Raw genomic sequence first — 19,820 nt, 5'->3', positions numbered from 1 at the left:
AAAAAACACTTGTCTAAATTATCAACGTGTATTTAAAGTTAATGAGATTCAAAAACAATAAGTAAACAAAAAATCAAACATTAAACTTAATAAATTTCTAAAACTAAAAATTATGAATCTAAAAAGAATCTTTGGAGCATTACTTACTGCTCTTGGAATAGGTGGTCTTATTTATACAGCTGTATTATTTTCTGGTACATCTGGTGAAATGAGAGATATTAAATCACTAATCATTTATGGTGTCCTTGGTATTATATTCTTCGTTTCTGGAATTAGTTTAGTTCGTACAACAAAAGACGAATCATAAATTTTTCTTAGCATTACGTTTAAAATATTAATCTAAAATATTTTAAAAAACTGTGTTGAAAAAATATATTAGAATCAAAATATGCGTGAATAACACAACTATTTATAAAAATTATATAACATATTTTTTACTAAACATCCCCAACTTAGTGTTCTAAATATCAGGCATCTAAAAAAGAATTAAAAGAGGATTGATAGTGAAATTAAATTTAAAAATAATGTTATGAAAAAGCTCATTTTTATTACCATTTTAGCTGGATTTGCATTGTTTTTTAGTGCTTGCTCTGCAGGTTATGTTTCTGAAGAACCTTCTTATATAGAAGTGAATAGATCACCACGCCCAAGCAGTGATTATATTTGGATTGATGGTGGCTGGGTATGGAGAAATAATAGCCGAAACTATCAACAAAGAGATGGTTATTGGACCAAACAAAATAATGGCCGTGGTCACAAAAAAGGGCATTGGCAAAAATCGCAACGTGGATATCGTTGGGAAGAAAGCAGAAGATAGAATAACTCTTTAATTAAAGAGGTTGTTAAAAAAGAATTTGATCACAAATCAATAATGCAACAGGATAAGTTTATAGCTGTTTTTATTAAAAAATCAGAATAATATAAACTTTGTGAATGACAGCGATTTATTTGTGATAAAAAACAAAATCTTTTTTTAGCAACCTTTTTTTATGCAAACATGTGAAAGTTATAAGTCATACTATAAATTGTGTAAGACATCAAAAAGGATTAAGTCTCAACTTTACAGTATTAGAAAATACAACATAAAAAATTAAAAATGAAAAGTACAACCACCCCAACTGATAAAAAAAAAACGCTAAAAGAAGGTAAAGGAAATTCAAAAAAAGCAATCCCGGAAATAAAAGAAGATTGTCGCAATGTTTTTGTAGAAGAACTAAAAGAAATTTACTTTTCTGAAAAAGCATTAATAATTTCCATTCCCATAATGATTAAAAATGCAACTACTGAGGAATTAGTAAATACTCTCAAAGTACACCTGCAATTTACGCAAGAACATATAAAACGCCTAGAAATATTTTTTACTTCGATAGGTGAAGCTAGCATTATATTAAAATACGAGGCAATGTATGGATTAATTAAGCCTTAGAAATCAAATATTGATAATTAAAAACAACAAAAAATGCCAATAAAAACTATTAATCAATTCTAAATAAGCTAATTACATAAATTAGAAATACAGGAACCTATATACCAGAAACTCATTCCCATTAGCAGTCTTTCAGGTCTTTTTTAGCATTAATTCCAATAAAAAACAATCATTAAATTCAGTTAGGTAACAGCTCTTCTGATTTGCCAGATTGGCGAAACGACATCAAGAACATAGAGGTTTTCCAATCTTCCGTCTATGACCAACGAATAGGTACACGAGCTTGATAACCGTTAATCAGAATGTTTTAAAAGAATGTTATCTAACTTAATTTTGCAAATAATTGAATTAATAGACCTTAATGTTAATTCTAATAAAAAGTAATAAATCGAAATTTTATAATTGAATACTTCAGAAATCTCGTTTGAAATCATTTTGCTGACCAGAAGTATGCTGAGGCAAGGCTTCATCGTTAGTAATTATCAAAGCGAGTTTTCTGAAGGTATTAAAACTACAATCGACTTATTAAATGAAACACTCCATTTATTTTTGCAAATAATTAAAAAACAACTCGTTAAATATAATTATCTTTATATCAACAATCTAAGAGCATAAAAAACATGAAAACACACGAATTATTCAAAACAAAAAAAGTGGGTTCCATCGAATTAAAAAATAGCATTGTTATGGCACCTATGACCCGATGTAGAGCAATTGACAATGTTCCTAATGAACTTATGAAGGAATATTATACGCAACGTTCCAGTGCAGGATTAATTATAACTGAAGGAACATCGCCATCGCCCAACGGTCTTGGATATGCCAGAATTCCAGGAATATTTAGTGAGCTTCAAGTAGTGGGCTGGAAAACAATAACAACTGCAGTACATAAAAACGGTGGAAAAATAATTGTTCAATTAATGCACTCCGGAAGAATTAGTCATCCGCTTAATATGCATAAAGATGCTCACATCCTTGCCCCTTCCCAAGTAAAAGCGGCTGGACAAATGTGGACTGACTTGAAAGGATTACAGGATTTTGTTGTTCCAAAAGAAATGACACTACAAGAAATTCTTCATGCCCGAACAGAATATGTAGCGGCCGCAGAAAATGCTTTATTTGCAGGATTTGATGGTGTAGAATTACATTCGGCAAATGGTTATTTATTAGAAGAATTCCTTTCGCCAATAAGCAACATTAGAACTGATAATTATGGCGGAAATATTGAAAACCGATGTCGGTTTGTACTCGAAGTAGTTACTGCTGTTGCAAATGCCATTGGAAAAGAAAAAACGGGTATTCGTTTATCACCATACGGAGTAGCCAGCGATATGCCACATTATCCTGAAATTGAAGCTACTTACGATTATTTATCTAAGGAACTTAATAAACTGGACATTGCTTATATTCATCTTGTAGATCACTCTGCTATGGGAGCACCGCCAGTTCCTTTGGAAATTAAAAAATTGATTCGTCATAATTTTAAAAACACCTTGATTCTTTGTGGTGGCTTTGATCAAGAAACTGCCGAAGCAACAATTGAAAGCGGACTTACAGACCTCGTAGCTTTTGGTCGTCCGTTTATTAATAATCCTGATCTAGTGGAACGATTTAAAAACAATTGGCCTTTATCACAAGACCTCAATATGGATTTATTTTATACTGCTGATGAGAAAGGATATACTGATTATCCCGTTTATAAAGCTTTACAAAAGAGTTAGTTTAGCCTCGAGCATTCAAAAAAAATAAAATTTAAAATGAAAGATATAGCTCAATTGTTGAATTTATTAGGTGATGAAAAAGACTCTTTACTAAATCATGTTTGTAAAACAATTTTGAAAGATCAAATTCATGTCCCTACTCCTTTCCATATTGATACTCATTTTCTGCAAAGCAATCGAAATGGGCAAACCATTCGAAGTTTGACACAGTTATATCAACATGGCCGACTTGGTGACACTGGTTATATTTCTATTTTACCTGTAGATCAAGGAATTGAGCATACTGCAGGAAGTTCCTTTTCTCCAAACCCTATTTATTTCGATCCAGAAAACATTGTGAAACTAGCTCTGGAAGCGGGTTGTAATGCCGTAGCATCTACTATGGGTGGACTGGCAATGTTATCCAGAAAATATGCACATAAAATTCCGTTTGTGGTAAAACTCAATCACAACGAACTAATGACCTATCCCAATAAATACGATCAAATTATGTTTGGGAGTGTACGAGACGCCTGGAATATGGGTGCTATAGCGGTTGGTGCCACTGTTTACTTTGGCTCTGCCGAATCGGACAGGCAAATCATAGAAATCGCAAAGGCTTTTGAAGAAGCGCATAATTTAGGAATGGTTACAATTCTTTGGTGTTATTCCAGAAATGATGGTTTTATAAAAGATGGCATCGATTATAATACGGCTGCTGATATAACCGGTCAAGCCAATTATTTAGGTGTTTCTATACAGGCGGATATAATCAAACAAAAGCTACCAACGAATAACGGTGGTTTTACAGCTATAAAATTTGCCAAAACTAATCCAGATATGTACACCAAATTAGCCAGCGACCATCCCATCGATTTGTGTCGTTATCAAGTGATGAATTGCTATTCAGGACGTATTAGCATGATTAATTCAGGTGGAGAATCAAAAGGTGAAACCGATTTGGCAGAAGCCATAAAAACTGCCGTTATAAACAAACGTGCCGGTGGAGCTGGAATGATTATGGGGCGAAAAGCTTTTCAGCGACCCTTTAGTGATGGCGTAAACCTTATCAATGCCGTACAGGAAATTTATCTGGCAAAAGAAGTTTCCATAGCTTAATCTTTTATTTATAAATATTCCACGCTCTTAATCTTTAGAGTAGCATCTATATCGTAAAGTCTGGGCGTAGCAGTAGGAATATTTATTTTGACTATTGCTGTCGGACCGATATTTTCTAAATACATCATTAGTGCCCTAAGGCTATTCCCATGAGCCACTATCAAAATATTTTTGCGGGATTTTAGCTTTGGCTCTATTTCTTGTTTATAATACGGTACGATTCTATTGTAAGTATCTTCTAAACTTTCGCCATCAGGAGGACGAACTTCATAACTTCTTCTCCATATTTCCAACTGATTTTCTCCGTATTTTTTTGCTACTTCCGCTTTATTAAGGCCTTGTAAACTCCCATACATTCTTTCGTTTAAAGCTTCATTCTTAATAACAGGAATTTGGGTTTGTTGCATTTCTTCTAAGATAATTCTCAAAGACTCCTCTGCTTTTTTCAGTACTGAAGTGTAAGCGTAAGAAAACTTCAACCCTTTTAACTTGATTCCTGCACGCTTTGCTTCTTCTTCTCCCCAAGAAGTCAATGGTACATCCAGATTTCCTGTAAAACGATTCTCTAAATTATAGATGGATTGGCCATGCCGAATAAGCATTAATAAAGCCATATTTTGTTATTTACTATTTCATTTGTATACCTGACCCTAATAATATTTAGAAAAAATCCTTTCAAATAACTCAAAAATAGCATAAAAAATAATGCTTTTTTATATCCTACTAATATCGGTATAATAACTGTAAAAAACCAAAACTCTATTTTTTATTAAACTAAAAAAAACAAGCTTCCCAAAATATAAAATACTGATTATAAATACTATATAAACATATAAATCGGAATCGTATAATTTATTTTTGTAAATTTATAATGCTATTTGATAGGAATATAATTCTATTTTAAATGAATCCTATTTTAAATGTAACAGAATAAATCGGTAGCATAGTAACGAAATAGAAACGCTCCAAAATGAATACGCTCGACACAAAGAAATATTTATTTTCAAAAGGAATCGATTCCTATTTAGAAGGCGTTCACAAAGGCTATCAATTTACCATTCGTTTTTTTAAAGAAGCTTTTATACTTCCTTTTCATTGGCGTGAAATTATTAATCAGTGTTTCGAGATTGGATTAAAATCACTTTCCTTAATAACACTGACCGGTTTTATTGTAGGTGTTGTTTTTACAAAACAATCACGGCCTTCATTGGAAACTTTTGGGGCAGTTTCCTGGTTGCCTTCATTAATTGGGATTGCCATTGTAAGAGCTTTAGGCCCATTGGTAACTGCACTTATTTGTGCCGGAAAAGTGGGTTCCAGTATTAGTGCCGAATTAGGTTCCATGAAAGTTACGGAGCAAATTGAAGCGATGGAAGTATCAGCAATTAATCCTTTTAAATACTTAGTGGTTACGCGGGTAATTGCAACAACAATTTCCATCCCCATACTGGCATTATATTGCAGCTTTATAGGACTATTGGGTTCCTATTACAATGTTCATAATGAAGAGATGACAAGTTTAGAAATTTTTTATAAAAATGCTTTTTCAAATATTTCTTTTCTGGATATTTTTTCATCAGTAACCAAATCTATTGTTTATGGATTTACAATAGGAATTATAGGTTGTTACAAAGGATTTTTTGCTACACAAGGAACCCGTGGTGTTGGTAAAGCAACCAATCAAGCGGTAATACTTGCCATATTTCTTATCTTTTTTGAAGAGGTTGTCATTGTACAAGTTGTGAATTGGATTCGATATTTTTAAACATGGAAAAAGACAAAATACAACATAGTATCAATAAAGAAGAATCGGTTATAACAATCAATGGATTATATAAATCCTTTGGTGAATTGGACGTTTTAAAAGGCATTGACTTAAGTATTTATAGAGGCGAAAATATTGCAGTTCTGGGTAAATCCGGCTCTGGTAAATCCGTATTAATAAAAATTATTGCGGGTTTATTAAAACCTGACAAAGGAGAAGTAACCGTTTTAGGGAAAAAAGTTACGGAATTAAATGGAAAAGAATTAGATGAATTGCGGCTACGCATTGGATTTTCATTTCAAAGCAGTGCTTTATATGACAGTATGGATGTCTATCAAAATCTGGCTTTTCCATTGACTATGAATGTAAAACACCTCACTAGAAAACAAGTGGATCTTGCTGTAGAAGAAGCACTGGATGCAGTAGGTTTAAAAGATAAAATAAATGAACTTCCTGCAGACCTTTCCGGAGGACAGCGCAAGAGAATAGGCATAGCCCGTACTTTGATTTTAAAGCCCGAAATAATGTTATACGATGAACCTACATCAGGTTTAGATCCGATTACATGTGCCGAAATTAATACGCTTATTATTGAAGTGCAACAGCAATACAAAACAAGCTCCGTTATTATCACACATGATTTAACATGTGCAAAAAATACCTGCGACCGTATAGCCATGTTGATTGATGGAACGTTTTCGAAAGTAGGGACATTTGAAGACGTTTTAAATGCAAATGATGACCAAGTCAAAAAGTTTTTTGCTTATAATTTTATACAATAAACCATGAATGAATCACCAAATAAACGCGCTGTAATTGTAGGCCTTTTTATTTTTTTAGGATTGGTATTTCTAATCGTTGGAATTTTAATGGTTGGTAATTTACATGAAACCTTCAAAAAGAAAATGGAACTGGTTTCTTTCTTTGATAATGTAAATGGACTTCAAAAAGGCGATAATGTTTGGTTTTCTGGTGTAAAAATAGGAACGGTAGGCACTATAAATATCGATAGTAAAACACATGTTTTAGTAAGCTTAGAAGTGGAGAAAAAAGCACAAGATTACATTCGTAAAGATGCCAAGGTTAAAATAAGTACAGACGGACTCATAGGAAACAAAGTGATTGTTATTTATGGTGGCACTACAAAGTTCAATGCGGTCAAAGAAGGAGATACTTTAGCTGTTGAAAATTCATTTTCAACAGAGAATATTTTGAATACTTTACAGAAGAATAATGAAAATCTACTGGCAATCACAACTGATTTTAAAACAATCAGCAAAAAGTTAACTACGAGCGAAGGAACTGTTGGAAAATTATTGAACGACAACACCTTGTACAACAATGTAAATTCAGTGACAGTATCACTTAATGATGCTTCCGCAAAAGCTAAACAACTAATCAGTTCCCTGAATGATTTTAGTTCAAAACTAAATAACAAAGGAACTCTTGCCAATGAATTAGTAACCGATACAATCGTTTATACTTCTATAAAAAAATCGGTTCTACAATTGCATCAAATGACTGAAACTGCTAATTTATTCGTAAACAATCTCAAAGAAGCCGGCGATAATCCCAATACAACTATTGGCGTTTTGTTTCACGATGAAGAATCAGGCGCTAATTTGAAAAAAACCATTAAAAATTTAGAAAGCAGTTCCGAAAAACTTGATGAAGATCTGGAGGCAGTCCAACATAATTTTTTATTAAAAGGCTATTTTAAAAAGAAAAATAAGGAAGCTAAAAAAAATGCTGAGAAAAATAAAATGTGAGAATCATGTAAATTCTTTAAAAAGTTATATAACATTTTCGCTTCCCTTGCTTCCCATCTTTGTACTATGAATTTTTCAGTATTCATGTCTTGTGAATTTTATAGAATAAAGACAAGAATTCAGAAAAAATCATCACTAAAAAAACACTGTTTTTAACTTAAATAAAATTGGAAAAACATGAAACCACAAATTGGAATTACAGAAGAGCATTTAAAAAAAAGTATCGCGATTCTTTCTTCAATATTAGCAAATGAAATGACATTATATATCAAATTAAGAAAATTTCATTGGAACGTATCAGGCGAAAGTTTTATGGAACTTCATAAATTATTTGAAGGTCAATACAGACAATTAGAAGAATCAATAGATGAAATTGCGGAACGTATCAGTAAATTAGGTGGGAAAACTATTGGAACAATGAAAGAGTTTTCAGACTTAACGGTACTTAAAGAATCACCTCATCAGTATCCTGCACAAAAAGATATGCTGAAAGAATTATTAGCCGATCATGAAACAGTTATTGTTCATTTACGAAAAGATGTTGACCTAAGTGCTCAAGAAAATAAAGATGCGGGAACTGCTGATTTCCTAACCGGTCTAATGGAATCACACGAAACAATGTCCTGGACTTTAAGAAGATATTTAGACTAATTTAAATTAAAAAATTAATACAAAATAAAATGGAAAATTCAGAAAACGAAGCTTACTTAGGCTCTAATAGTTATTGCAAAGTTGGTAAAATTACCGCAAAGAAATATTTTGAAGAAGAACAATCAATAACAGAAACTGAGTTTGAGAAATTAGACGAAAACTTATCTTGTATAATGATTTAGCCATTTACACAAATAAAAATTTATATTTTTTTAAAGTATAAATTAGAATTATTAAAAAGCCTTTTTTATTAATCTCTACTTAGAGTGGTTAATAAAAAAGGTTTTTTAATAGTTGCATTTTTGAAACAAAACTACAACAATCCAAATGTGAGAAAGATGCAACTTATTCATAAAGTTCTATAACATTAAAGCTTTTCATGTTAATCATCTTTGCATTAATTAATCATAACAATAAATTAAAATGAAAAAAATCCTACTGATTTGTACTTGCTTAGCATTTACATTACTATCAAAAGCACAAACAGAAGACAAAAAATGGAATATCGGTCTTCATAGCGGAGTAACGCAATACCAAGGCGATCTTGGTAATAATTTTTATAAAACGGATAAAGCGTTTTATGGTTTTGGAGGTTTATCTGTATCTAGATATTTAGGTCGCCATTTCGATTTAAATTTTTTAGCTTCAAAAGGAACAATAGGTTACAATAGTACTGCAGGGAGTTTCAAAAGCGATTTCAATGCTGTAGCTTTAAATGTTAGATTTAATTTTACTGGACCGGAGTCAGTGGTGAGACCATATGTATTTGCAGGAGTTGGTGCAATGCTATTTGACAAAGATGTCAACTTTGATCAAGACAGAATAGATTATGCATTACCTACAGCAGGTGGTGGATTAAATTTCAGATTGAGTCCAGTAATCATGCTTAATTTACAGGAAACCTTCAGTTATTCTAATAAGGACAGAAGAGATGGTGTAATTGCCGGCAAAAAAGATGCTTACTTGTCTCACATGGCTGGTTTGACTTTCAATTTTGGAGACAAAAAAGATGCTGATAACGATGGTGTTTCAGATCGTAATGATACCTGTCCTAACACTCCGGCAGGAGTAGCTGTTGATGCAAACGGATGTCCTTTGGATAAAGACAAAGATGGCGTAGCTGATTATTTAGACGCCTGTCCAGATGTTGCGGGTACTGCATTATTAAATGGCTGTCCTGATTCTGATAATGATGGTGTAGCTGATATCAACGATAAATGTCCTGATACTAAAATGGGAACCAAAGTTGATGCAACGGGTTGTCCAATGGATAATGATAAAGATGGAGTAACAAATGATTTAGACCGTTGTCCAGATGTTGCGGGTCCATTGAGTTTAAATGGTTGCCCTGATTCTGATGGCGATGGTGTAGCTGATATGGATGACCGTTGTCCTACTGTTAAAGGAACTATGGAAAATAAAGGATGTCCTGAAATTACAAAACAAGATGTACAACGAATCACCTATTTAGGAAGTAAAATATTCTTCGAAAATAATAGTGAAAAATTAAAAGTTGCTTCTTTAGTACAATTGGATGAATTAGTAACCTTAATTAATAAATATCAAGCTTCTAACTTGGTTATTGAAGGACATGCAGACAGTAATGGTAGTGATGCTTTCAATTTAGAATTATCTCAAAAACGTACGGAATCCGTTAAAAAATATTTAATGGAAAAAGGTATTGCTGGCTCTAGATTGACAGCAGTAGGATATGGTGAAAGCAAACCAATTGCCAGCAACAAAACTGCTTTAGGTCGTGCAAAAAACAGACGAGTAGAGTTGAAAATGAACTACTAAAGACAATAAGATTAGGTTGGGTTTTTTTGGTTAGGTAAGGGCTGTTGGTGACAACAGCCCTTTTTTTGTTTATCAAAAAACCTTTAAACAACTAAATAAAAAACATGTGAATTATATAATTTTATCCTAAAGTTATATAATGTTTTTCAGGACTAAATAGCTGAAATTTAACTTATTGAAAATCATAAATTACAATTAGTTACTAAATAGCACCTCCTCTATTAACTATTAAAGAAAATATTATGAAAACTACGAAAAAATTAGGCATTTGGATGGATCATTCTATAGCACATTTAATGGAATTTACATCTAAACATTTTGAAATAGAAACGATTGAATCAAAATTAACTAATGAAGTAAAAAATCAAAGTCCAGTAAAAAGTGAAAAGACAATGTACAACAAAGAAAAAGGGTTACTTCAAGATTATTACAAAAAACTGGGGGAAGCCATTAAAAATTACAAACGAGTAATTCTGTTTGGGCCTACTGATGCAAAGATTGAATTATTTGACTTATTAAGTGAAGATGAACGCTTTTTGAAAATTAAAATTGAAATTAAAAATACAGATAAAATGACTGAAAATCAACAACATAATTTTGTAAAGAACCATTTTTCAAAAGCATAATCATTTTTACTAATCATTTTTAAATAATAGAATAATGCAAACAAGAACTATCGGAATCGGAATGGTAATAATTGGAGTACTATTGATGTTGTATAATAGTTTCAACTACGTAACTACAGAAAAAGTAGTAGATATAGGTCCAATACAAATAAACAAAGAAGTAAACCATCCAATAGTATGGTCGCCTATAGTTGGGATAGTATTAGCTGCAGGAGGTATTGTTTTAATAGTTAGTAAAAACAAGCAACTTGCCTAATAATTACTCTACTAAAAACTGTGAATATTACAATTTAAATATAAATTTCTATAACAAATTTTGTTTCGATAGTGCGCAACTTTGTAACTAATAATCTAATCCTATTAAACTGATAGTCATTAATTTAAATTACAAAAAAATGAACACAGATAAATCAATCGAGGTATTTAATACACTCATCGAAATTAATGACGACAGAATAGAAGGTTATAGAATTGCTTCAAAAGCAACAGAAAAAAATAGTTTAAAAAAACTATTTTTGGAGTTTCAACAAACTAGTCTGAAATGTAAATCAGAACTTATAAAAGAAATTAAAAAATTAGGAGGAATCCCAAGAGAGACGATTAAAATCAACAACCTGTTTTTTAAATTTTGGATTAATCTTAAAGCCGCTCTTATTTGTAAAGACAGTAAGGATGTAATTAATCATTGTGAATCACACGAACATATTACTGGACTATATTATAGAAATGCATTACTGTTTAAGGTGGAGAATTTGAGTCTTGAGCAACAAATTATGCTACAAAAACACTATTCATTGATAAATATCGACAACTCAAAAATAATTAACTTAAGAAAAAGGTTATTTGAAAATAAGTGTTTTTATTAAAACAATGAATAACTATTCTATAAAAGTAATTCATCACACCGTTATTTACCTACTTACTACATTAGTTTTTTATAGCAATTTAAAATATTAAATTTTGATTTTCATCCCCAAGAAAATCAAAACCCTATAGAATACACTAACCTCATCCAATCTATTAATCTCAATAAAAATATTCTATTTTGATTCTATATTTAAAAAATACATTTAACGATGTTGGCAAAGTAACGCTATTCACAAAACGTTTTTTTAGCGAAGTCTTTACACCTCCATATGAAATGAGAACCTTTGTTAAGCAATGTTATTCCATTGGATATAAATCGTTACCATTAGTTACTATAACAGGTTTTATAATGGGATTAGTTCTTACGCTTCAGTCAAGACCAACTTTAGCAAAATTTGGTGCTGAATCTTGGTTGCCTGGAATGGTCGCCCTATCCTTGATAAGAGAAATTGCACCTGTAATTACAGCATTGATTTGTGCCGGAAAAGTTTCATCCGGTATTGGAGCAGAGTTGGGTTCGATGAAAGTAACTGAACAAATTGATGCTATGGAGGTTGCAGCTATTAATCCTTTCAAATATTTAGTAGTAACACGGATATTAGCCACTACGCTTATGATACCGGTTTTAGTGATTTATGCCGATGGTATTGGAATTTTTGGTGGATATATAGGCGTAAATATGCATAATGATGTTAATATGATAAGGTATACTTCACAAGTTTTTGAATCATTGACTTTTTTAGATATTATACCAGCCACAATTAAAACTTTTTTCTTTGGGTTTTTCATAGGAATGATAGGATGTTATAAGGGTTTTACCGCAGCTAATGGGACCGAAAGTGTGGGTAAAGCAGCAAACTCAGCAGTAGTTACAGCTTCACTTACCATATTTATTATAGATATGCTTGCAGTACAATTAACTGATTTATTCTTCTAAAATGATACAGGAAAAAACAACCATAGATGCAAATAAAACTACTATTAAAAATGCTCCCATAATAGAAATAAAGGATTTATATAAAGCCTTTGGAAATAACGAAGTATTAAAGGGTGTTAATCTCTCTGTAAATAAAGGAGAAAATTTAGTCGTATTAGGAAAGTCAGGATCCGGTAAATCGATAACCATAAAATGCATCGTTGGATTAGTAACGGCGGATAAAGGCGAGATTAATGTATTTGATACTGATATTACCAAAATAGATGCTAAAGAACTGAATGAAATTAGAGTTAGAATTGGATTTCTATTTCAAAATGCAGCGCTATACGACTCCATGAGCGTCAGAGAGAATCTTAGTTTTACATTAAGACGACATGTGGCCGGTTTATCAAAAGAGGAGTTACAAACTGAAATTTCAGAAGTATTAGAAAACGTGGGTTTAGCAGATGCTATTGATAAAATGCCTTCAGAATTATCCGGCGGTATGCGAAAAAGAGTTGGACTTGCAAGAACACTTATTTTAAAGCCTGAAATAATACTGTATGATGAACCTACTACTGGTTTAGATACTATTACTTCTAGAGAAATAAGTGAATTGATATTAGACCTTCAGAAAAAAAATAAGACAAGTTCTATAATTATCACCCATGATATGGCTTGCGCAAAACATACTGGAGACCGAGTGATAATTTTAAAAGATGGGGTAATTCATGCTGAAGGCAGTTATGAATCTCTAGAAGAAAGTGATGATGAATGGGTTCGTTCCTTTTTCATTTAAAAAAGAAAATTAAAAAATAAATTAAAAACTATGAATAAAGAATCTGGGTTCCAATGGAAATTGGGAATGTTTGTGATAATTGGATTAGTGCTTTTTGTGGCTACTATATATTTTGTTGGAAAACAGAAAAATATATTTGGTTCAACATTTCATTTAAAATCAAACTTTAAATCCGTAAGTGGTCTTGAAGTAGGTAATAATGTACGTTTTTCAGGTATTAATATTGGTACTGTAAGTGATATCGAATTAGTTACCGACTCCTCTGTAGTAGTGAGTATTTCGATAAAAGATGAGGTTCAACAATTTATTAAAACAGATGCAATAGCCAGCATTGGTTCAGATGGGTTAATGGGAGACAAAGTATTAACCATATCACCAGGAACTAATTCGAATAAATCAGTAAAAGACAATGATGTAATTGCCTCAAGAAAGCCTATTGACATGGAAGATGTTATGAGTAGTGTAAAAAAAAGTGTGGATAATGCAGGAATTATTACTGCCCAATTAGCTCAATTTACTTACAACATGAACAATGGAAAAGGTACTTTATCAAAATTAATGACCGATCAAGAATTTGCTACTAGTTTAAAAAATACTCTTGCCAACTTAGAAAGCAGTTCAAATGAATTTTCCAGTTTCACTACTAAAATGAATAACGGAAAAGGCGCTTTAGCAAAACTGGTCAGTGATGAAAAAATGGGAAAACTGGTTGACTCAACCTTAACCAATGTAAAAACAGGAACAAAAGGACTTAACGAAGTTATTGAGGCCGCTAAACATAATTTTTTATTAAGGGGTTATTTTAACAAACAGAAAAAAGCGGAAGAAAAAAAACAACAAGAATTAGATGAGCAGCAAGAATTAGAAATGAAAAAAGATTTAAAATTTGTTGAAGACAATAATGCGAAAAAATAAATTTAACACTAAAACACTTAGATTTAAAGCCCTTAAAGTGAGAATAATACAAATTTAAAATAAAGTTCTATAACACTTCGTTCTAAAGGTGACAGTACCTTTACATAGTAATCAAAATATTTTTATAATTAAAAAAAAAATGAAAATGAAAAAAATTAATGTTATTCTGTCTTTCATTCTACTTGGATTTTTATTGAATTCATGTAACAATGACAATACAACAGGTAGTTATCCGTACGCAGTGCGAATGACTGATGCACCAGGTCCATATGATGAAGTAAATGTAGATATACTGGGTGTAGAAGTAACTGGTGATGCCGGACAAACGGTGACGCTAAATGTGCGAAAAGGGATTTATAACCTACTTGATTTTTCTAATGGAGTAAGTACGCTAATTGCCACCGATTCATTGGAAATTTCCAAAGTCGAGCAAATAAGACTTATACTAGGAACTGAAAACACGGTAAAAATTAACAACGTAAGTTATCCTTTAAGCACCCCTAGCGCTGATCAAACCGGGTTAAAACTACAGGTTCACCAAACGCTTGAACAAGGTATATTGTATAGTGTCCTTCTTGATTTTGATGCTAATAAATCTATTGTTAGTACTGGTAATGGAGCCTATAAATTGAAACCGGTAATTAGAACAGTTGAAGCAGCAATAAGTGGCTCAATAAAAGGAAAAGTTACTCCTGCAGGCAGTTTAGCTGTAGTTACGGCTGTTGATGTTCTTACCAATTTATCCTATTCAACAAATGTAAATGCAAGTGGAGAATTTTTAGTTATGGGACTTCCTTCAGGGACGTATAATGTAACTATTACTCCTGTATTGCCTTTAGCTCCAGTGACCAAAAGCACTATTGTAGTGACAACCGGTAATACAACTGATCTAGGAACTGTAATTCTTCTATAAAAGAATATCGTTTTCTAGAATATACAATTTTATAATAAAAACTAAACTATTAGAAGCATGCTTTTATTGAGCGATACTTCTAATAGTTTAATTTTTTTAGCATTCGAAAAAAAAAGTTTAAATCAACCAAAAAATAATATCATGGAAACCGAAAAAGAGCTTAACGATGCTATTCTAAAAATTACTTTGAAAATACGAAATGAATATCCTGAACTACTGAAATATTTAGTAGAAATGCCCGTAACAATTCCTAATACAAATAGTCCAGAAATTAATATTAAAATATTGAAAGATTATTGTGAATCATTGAATTCATTATTAAAGGAATATACTCCAAATCATTCTGAAACAGCAAATAAATAAACCTGTAATTATTTTATGACAAAGATATACAGCAATTTGGAGCAACTTTTTGAAAAACTTGCTTCAACAGTAACAACAATACTTGGTAATCCTATTACATTTATTGTCGCCTTATGTTTCGTACTTTGGTGGTGGATTAATAATTTATTTACAACAAGGGATGTACATCAAATTATTGGAGATATTATTTTTGGAGTTACCTTTTTAAGTTTATTTATTATCCAAAAATCATTTAACCGATTTTCGGCTTCCTTACATTTAAAAGTAAACGAATTAGTTTCATCTCATGAAACTGCCAGTAATGCTGTACTGAACGCTGATGTAAAAACAGAAAGAGAAATAACGGAACTTTCAAAAGAATACAACGAATTAGCTGAAAAAATAAAAGAACTGGATGCAGAAATATAATTTGTTATTAAAAAACGAATAAATTATTTATCGATTTCTGTCACTTATTGCCCTTATTTCATTCATTTTAAAAGTATTTTTATTATTGTAAATGTGTGAATAATACAAGTCTTACCCTAAATTCTATAAACCTTCTCGGTAGCAATTACTAGACCTTTGTACTGTTATGAATATTGTTTTATAACTTAAATAAAATAAACATGAATAGTACAGAACTAAAGGGGAATTGGGAAGAGCAAAAAGGGAAATTAAAACAAAAATTTGCCGCTTTAACTGATAATGATTTACTTTTTAAAGAAGGTATGAAAGACGAAATGATTGGGAAGCTTCAAATAAAATTAAGTAAAACCAAAGAAGAATTACTTAAAATTATTGAAAACCTGTAAATAATTGTATTTACAAGATATCCTATTTACAACTATTTCTCTTAAATTAATTACCTGATTAATACCATAAAATAATTCAAACTAGCATAACTAGATTGTTCTAGTTTGAATTATAAAATGGTAAAAATAAAAAGCCTCTCTACTGTTCAAAAAAAAACATATGAAAATAAGAAAAACAATTTATACACTTGCTCTAACAACATTTATAGCAGGATCCGTATTAGTAGGATGTCAGACTTCAACTAAAAAAGAAGAAATAGCCAAAGATAAAGTAGCCGATGCTCGAGAAGATGTACAAGATGCTAAAGAAGAATTGATGAACGCCAGAAAAGAGGCAACTGCCGAGGAGTGGAAAGCATTCAAAAATCAAACAAATATTGCAATCAATGAAAATGAAATACGAATCACTGATTTGAAAGCAAAAATGGAAAAAACCGGAAACTCTATTGATGCTTTGTACGCAAAAAAAGTGGAGGAACTGGAACAAAAAAATAAGGATATCAAATTTAAAGTTGGAACCTATAAAAACGATAAAGCCAGCGATTGGGAATCATTTAAACGAGAATACAATCATGACATGAACGAACTGGGTCAAGCATTAAAAGACATGACAGTTGACAATAAAAAATAACAATACAATAGATTTTAAAAGGCGAGTTTTTTAGCTCGCCTTTTTTATTTCAATTCTTTTTTCTCCTGCTAAAAAACTTTATATAGCTCATAATCATTACTAAAATGTGTGAATAATATAAGTTTTATGGAAAGTATTGTAACACTTTTCCCCTCTTTCGGGATGACCTTTGTAAAACATCAGATCTACTATAAATTAAATTTAAAGAAAACAAAAATCAAAAAATCAAAAATATTAATTTGCGCTTCATTTGTACTAACGGTTATGACTTTTACGGGAGTTAAGGCACAACAAAACGAACCTAAATTTGGTATTAAAGGTGGGGTTAATTTCTCCAACCTCTATACTGATAATGTTGATGATAATAATGTATTGACTGGTTTTAACGTAGGTTTATTTGCTAAATTACCCGTTTCCAATTTTATTTCAATTCAACCAGAAATATCTTACACCGGAAAAGGAGCGGAACTTGTTTACAACAACGCATTAGTAAGCGGAACTGCACAGTTTAAATTAGATTATATTGAAGTACCTCTTTTATTAGTGGTAAATGTTACAAAGAATTTCAATATTAATGCGGGACCTTATGCTGCTTACTTAATTAGTGGAAAAACTACAAACAAATCTAGTAACGGGAATTATAACTTCCAAGACAATATTAACACCGATGATTTCAACAGATTTGATGCAGGTCTTGCAGGAGGTGTTGGTCTTGATTTAGAACCTGTAAGTTTTGGAGTTCGCTACAATTATGGATTAACCAAAATTGGGAAAGATAATTCAAGTAGTAATTTCACTTCTCCAGATGCTAAAAACAGTGTCTTGAGTTTTTACGCTGCTTTTTCTTTTTAATCAAAAAAATAATAAAATAAATTTTATATTAAGTTAAAACGCATCCTATTTTATTTCATAAAATATTATAAAACAACATATTACGATTTGTTTTATTTTTAACTTTACTAACAACATTTTAAATACTAATCATTAAAAAATAGAAATCATGAGCAATCTTCTTTACACATTAGCAGTAATATTAATCATTTTTTGGGCAATTGGATTCTTTGCATACAGTGCCGGTTCAATTATACATGTTTTACTTGTTATTGCTATAATCGCAATATTATTAAGACTTATTCAAGGGCGAAGATTATAATTAAGAATAGAAATAAATCATTAAAAAATAAATCATTAAAAAATAAATTATGAAAACAGATAAATTAGTATTAGGCGTATTAGGTGGCCTTGCAGCAGGTGCATTAATGGGTATATTATTTGCTCCAGAAAAAGGAAAGAAAACAAGAAAAAGAATCTTAAGTAAAGGCAATGATTATGCTGATGACTTAAAAGATAAATATGAAACCCTATTAGGTACTATTACCAAAAAATATGAAGGTATCTGGTTAGAAGGTCAAGATCTGCTTTCAGATGGAAAAGAGAAATTAGAAAAAACTAAAAAGGAAATTCAAAAATTAGAAATCTAATTCTAAGTAGTGTATTCATTAAAATATCAAACTATTAATTCGATTAAAATTAAGTTATGGACAACTACGCAACAACAATAGAAACGCTTTTTGAAAAAGCAGAGAATTATACAAGAACAACAGCCGAATTGGTAAAGCTTAATGCAATTGACAAATCAGCAGATGTATTATCCTCTCTACTTTCCAGATTAACTGTTGCTATTGTTGTTGCAATGTTTGTTCTGCTAACTAATATTGGACTTTCTTTATGGATAGGTGAATTAATGGGAAAACCATATTTGGGTTTCTTTATCATAGGAAGTGCTTATTTCCTAGTTTCAGTTATACTATACGCTTTTAAGGATCAATGGATTAAAACTCCTATAAGTAATTTCATTATCACTAAAATGCTTAAAAAAAAATAGTATGAAAAAAATTAACGAAGCAGATAAGCTTAATGAAACTATTGTATTGTTAGAAAATAAACAAGCTCTAGAATTACGCTCTTTAAAACAACAGTTTGAGCTAACGTATGAAAGTTTAAAGCCTTTAAATATAATTAAAAGTGTTTTTAGCGAAATGACCACTTCATCTGATATAAAAGGAAATCTAATTAGTAATGCTATTGGAATGTCAACAGGTTATTTAACTAAAAAAGTTTTGTTAGGATCAACTCATAATCCAATAAAAAGAATATTAGGAACATTATTGCAATTTGTAATTACGAATGTGGTAACAAAACATTCGGATAACATAAAATTATAACTTCAGAACTGTTACTCATCAATTTTTGAAGAACTATCTTTTATAAGTAAAATAAAGAATGCGTTTATAGCAATGTAAAATTTTAACGGATTTGAATTGAAATAAAATGGATAAAAGGATAAAAAAGGAAGAATTAATAATAACTAATCAACAACTTGTTTTTCAAAATGAAGAAAAAGAAAAACGAGCTGCGGAACTTGTTATTGCTAATGCTGAACTTGCTTATCAAAATGAAGAAAAAGAGAAACGAGCTGCGGAATTAGTTATTGCTAATGCGGAGCTTGCTTATCAAAATAAAGAAAAAGAAAAAAGAGCTGCTGAATTAATTATCGCTAATGCGGAGCTTGCTTATCAAAATAAAGAAAAAGAAAAAAGAGCTGCTGAATTAATTATTGCGAATAAAGAACTGCTTTTTCAAAATGAAGAAAAAGAAAAAAGAGCTGCTGAATTAGTTATTGCCAATAAAGAACTGCTTTTTCAAAACGAAGAGAAAGAAAAAAGAGCTGCTGAATTAGTTATTGCCAATAAAGAACTGCTTTTTCAA

General features: G+C 31.0%; 28 protein-coding genes and 1 pseudogene. 28 read left to right on the top strand and 1 reads right to left on the bottom strand.

Translation table 11 applies throughout. The features are described from left to right. The first annotated feature begins 112 nt into the window (after positions 1–112). The 5 genes from ACM55H_RS15105 (at position 113) to ACM55H_RS15085 (ending at position 4,245) form a co-directional block, all read left to right on the top strand. Positions 113–307, top strand: a complete 195-nt coding sequence (locus tag ACM55H_RS15105) for a hypothetical protein (protein ID WP_416837310.1) — start codon at positions 113–115, stop codon at positions 305–307. Positions 308–529: 222 nt separating this feature from the next. Next, positions 530–817, top strand: a complete 288-nt coding sequence (locus ACM55H_RS15100; RefSeq protein WP_416837309.1) for a hypothetical protein — start codon at positions 530–532, stop codon at positions 815–817. A 279-nt stretch (positions 818–1,096) separates the two neighbouring features. Further along, positions 1,097–1,426: a DUF892 family protein gene (locus ACM55H_RS15095; RefSeq protein WP_416837308.1), complete on the top strand. Its 330-nt coding sequence runs from the start codon at positions 1,097–1,099 to the stop codon at positions 1,424–1,426. A 620-nt stretch (positions 1,427–2,046) separates the two neighbouring features. Next, complete coding sequence (locus tag ACM55H_RS15090) at positions 2,047–3,147, top strand: alkene reductase (protein WP_416837307.1); 1,101 nt, start codon at positions 2,047–2,049, stop codon at positions 3,145–3,147. 36 nt (positions 3,148–3,183) lie between these two features. Continuing rightward, positions 3,184–4,245, top strand: coding sequence for a class I fructose-bisphosphate aldolase (locus ACM55H_RS15085; RefSeq protein ID WP_416837306.1), 1,062 nt, complete (start codon positions 3,184–3,186; stop codon positions 4,243–4,245). Positions 4,246–4,253: 8 nt separating this feature from the next. Here ACM55H_RS15085 and ACM55H_RS15080 read toward each other — a convergent pair whose 3' ends face one another. Further along, the gene (locus ACM55H_RS15080; RefSeq protein ID WP_416837305.1) at positions 4,254–4,847 is read right to left on the bottom strand and encodes a 2,3-bisphosphoglycerate-dependent phosphoglycerate mutase; all 594 of its coding nucleotides are present in this window, start codon (positions 4,845–4,847) and stop codon (positions 4,254–4,256) included. 368 nt (positions 4,848–5,215) lie between these two features. Here ACM55H_RS15080 and ACM55H_RS15075 point away from each other — a divergent pair, with 368 nt between their 5' ends. The 23 genes and pseudogenes from ACM55H_RS15075 to ACM55H_RS14965 all read left to right on the top strand — a co-directional run. Beyond that, positions 5,216–6,010, top strand: a complete 795-nt coding sequence (locus ACM55H_RS15075) for an MlaE family ABC transporter permease (RefSeq protein WP_416837304.1) — start codon at positions 5,216–5,218, stop codon at positions 6,008–6,010. Positions 6,011–6,012: 2 nt separating this feature from the next. Then, a complete protein-coding gene (locus ACM55H_RS15070; RefSeq protein WP_416837303.1) occupies positions 6,013–6,792 on the top strand; it encodes an ABC transporter ATP-binding protein in 780 nt (259 codons plus the stop codon). A gap of 3 nt (positions 6,793–6,795) precedes the next feature. After that, positions 6,796–7,779, top strand: coding sequence for an MlaD family protein (locus tag ACM55H_RS15065; RefSeq protein WP_416837302.1), 984 nt, complete (start codon positions 6,796–6,798; stop codon positions 7,777–7,779). A gap of 177 nt (positions 7,780–7,956) precedes the next feature. After that, positions 7,957–8,430: a Dps family protein gene (locus ACM55H_RS15060; RefSeq protein ID WP_416837301.1), complete on the top strand. Its 474-nt coding sequence runs from the start codon at positions 7,957–7,959 to the stop codon at positions 8,428–8,430. A 29-nt stretch (positions 8,431–8,459) separates the two neighbouring features. Next, positions 8,460–8,612 (top strand): hypothetical protein, encoded by a 153-nt coding sequence (locus tag ACM55H_RS15055; protein WP_416837300.1) that lies wholly within the window; start codon positions 8,460–8,462, stop codon positions 8,610–8,612. 241 nt (positions 8,613–8,853) lie between these two features. Continuing rightward, positions 8,854–10,227: an OmpA family protein gene (locus ACM55H_RS15050; RefSeq protein WP_416837299.1), complete on the top strand. Its 1,374-nt coding sequence runs from the start codon at positions 8,854–8,856 to the stop codon at positions 10,225–10,227. Positions 10,228–10,469: 242 nt separating this feature from the next. Beyond that, complete coding sequence (locus ACM55H_RS15045) at positions 10,470–10,853, top strand: hypothetical protein (RefSeq protein ID WP_416837298.1); 384 nt, start codon at positions 10,470–10,472, stop codon at positions 10,851–10,853. Positions 10,854–10,887: 34 nt separating this feature from the next. Further along, on the top strand, positions 10,888–11,109 hold the full coding sequence (locus ACM55H_RS15040) for a YidH family protein (protein ID WP_416837297.1): 222 nt from the start codon (positions 10,888–10,890) through the stop codon (positions 11,107–11,109). 139 nt (positions 11,110–11,248) lie between these two features. Next, on the top strand, positions 11,249–11,719 hold the full coding sequence (locus ACM55H_RS15035) for a PA2169 family four-helix-bundle protein (protein ID WP_416837296.1): 471 nt from the start codon (positions 11,249–11,251) through the stop codon (positions 11,717–11,719). 179 nt (positions 11,720–11,898) lie between these two features. After that, positions 11,899–12,657, top strand: coding sequence for an MlaE family ABC transporter permease (locus ACM55H_RS15030; RefSeq protein WP_416837295.1), 759 nt, complete (start codon positions 11,899–11,901; stop codon positions 12,655–12,657). 1 nt (position 12,658) lies between these two features. Continuing rightward, positions 12,659–13,435, top strand: coding sequence for an ABC transporter ATP-binding protein (locus tag ACM55H_RS15025; RefSeq protein ID WP_416837294.1), 777 nt, complete (start codon positions 12,659–12,661; stop codon positions 13,433–13,435). 30 nt (positions 13,436–13,465) lie between these two features. Further along, positions 13,466–14,350, top strand: coding sequence for an MlaD family protein (locus ACM55H_RS15020; protein WP_416837293.1), 885 nt, complete (start codon positions 13,466–13,468; stop codon positions 14,348–14,350). Positions 14,351–14,495: 145 nt separating this feature from the next. Further along, positions 14,496–15,263: a DUF4382 domain-containing protein gene (locus ACM55H_RS15015; protein WP_416837291.1), complete on the top strand. Its 768-nt coding sequence runs from the start codon at positions 14,496–14,498 to the stop codon at positions 15,261–15,263. A gap of 141 nt (positions 15,264–15,404) precedes the next feature. Continuing rightward, positions 15,405–15,626, top strand: coding sequence for a hypothetical protein (locus tag ACM55H_RS15010; RefSeq protein WP_416837290.1), 222 nt, complete (start codon positions 15,405–15,407; stop codon positions 15,624–15,626). A gap of 15 nt (positions 15,627–15,641) precedes the next feature. Next, complete coding sequence (locus ACM55H_RS15005) at positions 15,642–16,034, top strand: low affinity iron permease family protein (RefSeq protein ID WP_416837289.1); 393 nt, start codon at positions 15,642–15,644, stop codon at positions 16,032–16,034. Between the two features lie 200 nt (positions 16,035–16,234). After that, on the top strand, positions 16,235–16,420 hold the full coding sequence (locus ACM55H_RS15000) for a CsbD family protein (RefSeq protein WP_416837288.1): 186 nt from the start codon (positions 16,235–16,237) through the stop codon (positions 16,418–16,420). 160 nt (positions 16,421–16,580) lie between these two features. Beyond that, complete coding sequence (locus ACM55H_RS14995) at positions 16,581–17,051, top strand: sll1863 family stress response protein (protein ID WP_416837287.1); 471 nt, start codon at positions 16,581–16,583, stop codon at positions 17,049–17,051. A 126-nt stretch (positions 17,052–17,177) separates the two neighbouring features. Further along, positions 17,178–17,903: a porin family protein gene (locus ACM55H_RS14990; protein WP_416837286.1), complete on the top strand. Its 726-nt coding sequence runs from the start codon at positions 17,178–17,180 to the stop codon at positions 17,901–17,903. A gap of 148 nt (positions 17,904–18,051) precedes the next feature. After that, positions 18,052–18,204, top strand: coding sequence for a lmo0937 family membrane protein (locus tag ACM55H_RS14985; protein WP_156129387.1), 153 nt, complete (start codon positions 18,052–18,054; stop codon positions 18,202–18,204). A gap of 49 nt (positions 18,205–18,253) precedes the next feature. Further along, the gene (locus ACM55H_RS14980) at positions 18,254–18,532 is read left to right on the top strand and encodes a YtxH domain-containing protein (protein WP_039107325.1); all 279 of its coding nucleotides are present in this window, start codon (positions 18,254–18,256) and stop codon (positions 18,530–18,532) included. A 56-nt stretch (positions 18,533–18,588) separates the two neighbouring features. Beyond that, entirely contained in the window at positions 18,589–18,936 is a 348-nt protein-coding gene (locus tag ACM55H_RS14975; protein WP_416837285.1) for a hypothetical protein, read from the top strand. A 1-nt stretch (position 18,937) separates the two neighbouring features. Continuing rightward, positions 18,938–19,276 (top strand): hypothetical protein, encoded by a 339-nt coding sequence (locus ACM55H_RS14970; protein ID WP_416837284.1) that lies wholly within the window; start codon positions 18,938–18,940, stop codon positions 19,274–19,276. A 106-nt stretch (positions 19,277–19,382) separates the two neighbouring features. Next, positions 19,383–19,820: pseudogene (locus ACM55H_RS14965) on the top strand (sensor histidine kinase); the annotation flags it as partial.

This window comes from Flavobacterium cryoconiti (genome assembly GCF_048158645.1).
In the GTDB taxonomy this organism is placed as follows: Bacteria; Bacteroidota; Bacteroidia; order Flavobacteriales; family Flavobacteriaceae; genus Flavobacterium; species Flavobacterium cryoconiti.
Note: the sequence above shows the minus strand (reverse complement) of the source record. Positions and strands in the feature narration are given on the sequence as shown.

Excerpts from the sequence above, each read along its gene's own strand:
- ACM55H_RS14970 (WP_416837284.1), top strand. The coding sequence starts at position 18,938 with ATGAAAAAAATTAACGAAGCAGATAAGCTTAATGAAACTATTGTATTG.
- ACM55H_RS15040 (WP_416837297.1), top strand. The coding sequence starts at position 10,888 with ATGCAAACAAGAACTATCGGAATCGGAATGGTAATAATTGGAGTACTA.
- ACM55H_RS15065 (WP_416837302.1), top strand. The coding sequence starts at position 6,796 with ATGAATGAATCACCAAATAAACGCGCTGTAATTGTAGGCCTTTTTATT.
- ACM55H_RS15020 (WP_416837293.1), top strand. The coding sequence starts at position 13,466 with ATGAATAAAGAATCTGGGTTCCAATGGAAATTGGGAATGTTTGTGATA.
- ACM55H_RS14980 (WP_039107325.1), top strand. The coding sequence starts at position 18,254 with ATGAAAACAGATAAATTAGTATTAGGCGTATTAGGTGGCCTTGCAGCA.
- ACM55H_RS15000 (WP_416837288.1), top strand. The coding sequence starts at position 16,235 with ATGAATAGTACAGAACTAAAGGGGAATTGGGAAGAGCAAAAAGGGAAA.
- ACM55H_RS15095 (WP_416837308.1), top strand. The coding sequence starts at position 1,097 with ATGAAAAGTACAACCACCCCAACTGATAAAAAAAAAACGCTAAAAGAA.
- ACM55H_RS15105 (WP_416837310.1), top strand. The coding sequence starts at position 113 with ATGAATCTAAAAAGAATCTTTGGAGCATTACTTACTGCTCTTGGAATA.
- ACM55H_RS14975 (WP_416837285.1), top strand. The coding sequence starts at position 18,589 with ATGGACAACTACGCAACAACAATAGAAACGCTTTTTGAAAAAGCAGAG.
- ACM55H_RS14995 (WP_416837287.1), top strand. The coding sequence starts at position 16,581 with ATGAAAATAAGAAAAACAATTTATACACTTGCTCTAACAACATTTATA.
- ACM55H_RS15025 (WP_416837294.1), top strand. The coding sequence starts at position 12,659 with ATGATACAGGAAAAAACAACCATAGATGCAAATAAAACTACTATTAAA.
- ACM55H_RS15050 (WP_416837299.1), top strand. The coding sequence starts at position 8,854 with ATGAAAAAAATCCTACTGATTTGTACTTGCTTAGCATTTACATTACTA.
- ACM55H_RS14985 (WP_156129387.1), top strand. The coding sequence starts at position 18,052 with ATGAGCAATCTTCTTTACACATTAGCAGTAATATTAATCATTTTTTGG.
- ACM55H_RS15045 (WP_416837298.1), top strand. The coding sequence starts at position 10,470 with ATGAAAACTACGAAAAAATTAGGCATTTGGATGGATCATTCTATAGCA.
- ACM55H_RS14990 (WP_416837286.1), top strand. The coding sequence starts at position 17,178 with ATGGAAAGTATTGTAACACTTTTCCCCTCTTTCGGGATGACCTTTGTA.
- ACM55H_RS15055 (WP_416837300.1), top strand. The coding sequence starts at position 8,460 with ATGGAAAATTCAGAAAACGAAGCTTACTTAGGCTCTAATAGTTATTGC.
- ACM55H_RS15060 (WP_416837301.1), top strand. The coding sequence starts at position 7,957 with ATGAAACCACAAATTGGAATTACAGAAGAGCATTTAAAAAAAAGTATC.
- ACM55H_RS15070 (WP_416837303.1), top strand. The coding sequence starts at position 6,013 with ATGGAAAAAGACAAAATACAACATAGTATCAATAAAGAAGAATCGGTT.
- ACM55H_RS15075 (WP_416837304.1), top strand. The coding sequence starts at position 5,216 with ATGAATACGCTCGACACAAAGAAATATTTATTTTCAAAAGGAATCGAT.
- ACM55H_RS15085 (WP_416837306.1), top strand. The coding sequence starts at position 3,184 with ATGAAAGATATAGCTCAATTGTTGAATTTATTAGGTGATGAAAAAGAC.
- ACM55H_RS15090 (WP_416837307.1), top strand. The coding sequence starts at position 2,047 with ATGAAAACACACGAATTATTCAAAACAAAAAAAGTGGGTTCCATCGAA.
- ACM55H_RS15015 (WP_416837291.1), top strand. The coding sequence starts at position 14,496 with ATGAAAAAAATTAATGTTATTCTGTCTTTCATTCTACTTGGATTTTTA.
- ACM55H_RS15100 (WP_416837309.1), top strand. The coding sequence starts at position 530 with ATGAAAAAGCTCATTTTTATTACCATTTTAGCTGGATTTGCATTGTTT.
- ACM55H_RS15010 (WP_416837290.1), top strand. The coding sequence starts at position 15,405 with ATGGAAACCGAAAAAGAGCTTAACGATGCTATTCTAAAAATTACTTTG.
- ACM55H_RS15035 (WP_416837296.1), top strand. The coding sequence starts at position 11,249 with ATGAACACAGATAAATCAATCGAGGTATTTAATACACTCATCGAAATT.
- ACM55H_RS15005 (WP_416837289.1), top strand. The coding sequence starts at position 15,642 with ATGACAAAGATATACAGCAATTTGGAGCAACTTTTTGAAAAACTTGCT.
- ACM55H_RS15080 (WP_416837305.1), bottom strand. The coding sequence starts at position 4,847 with ATGCTTATTCGGCATGGCCAATCCATCTATAATTTAGAGAATCGTTTT.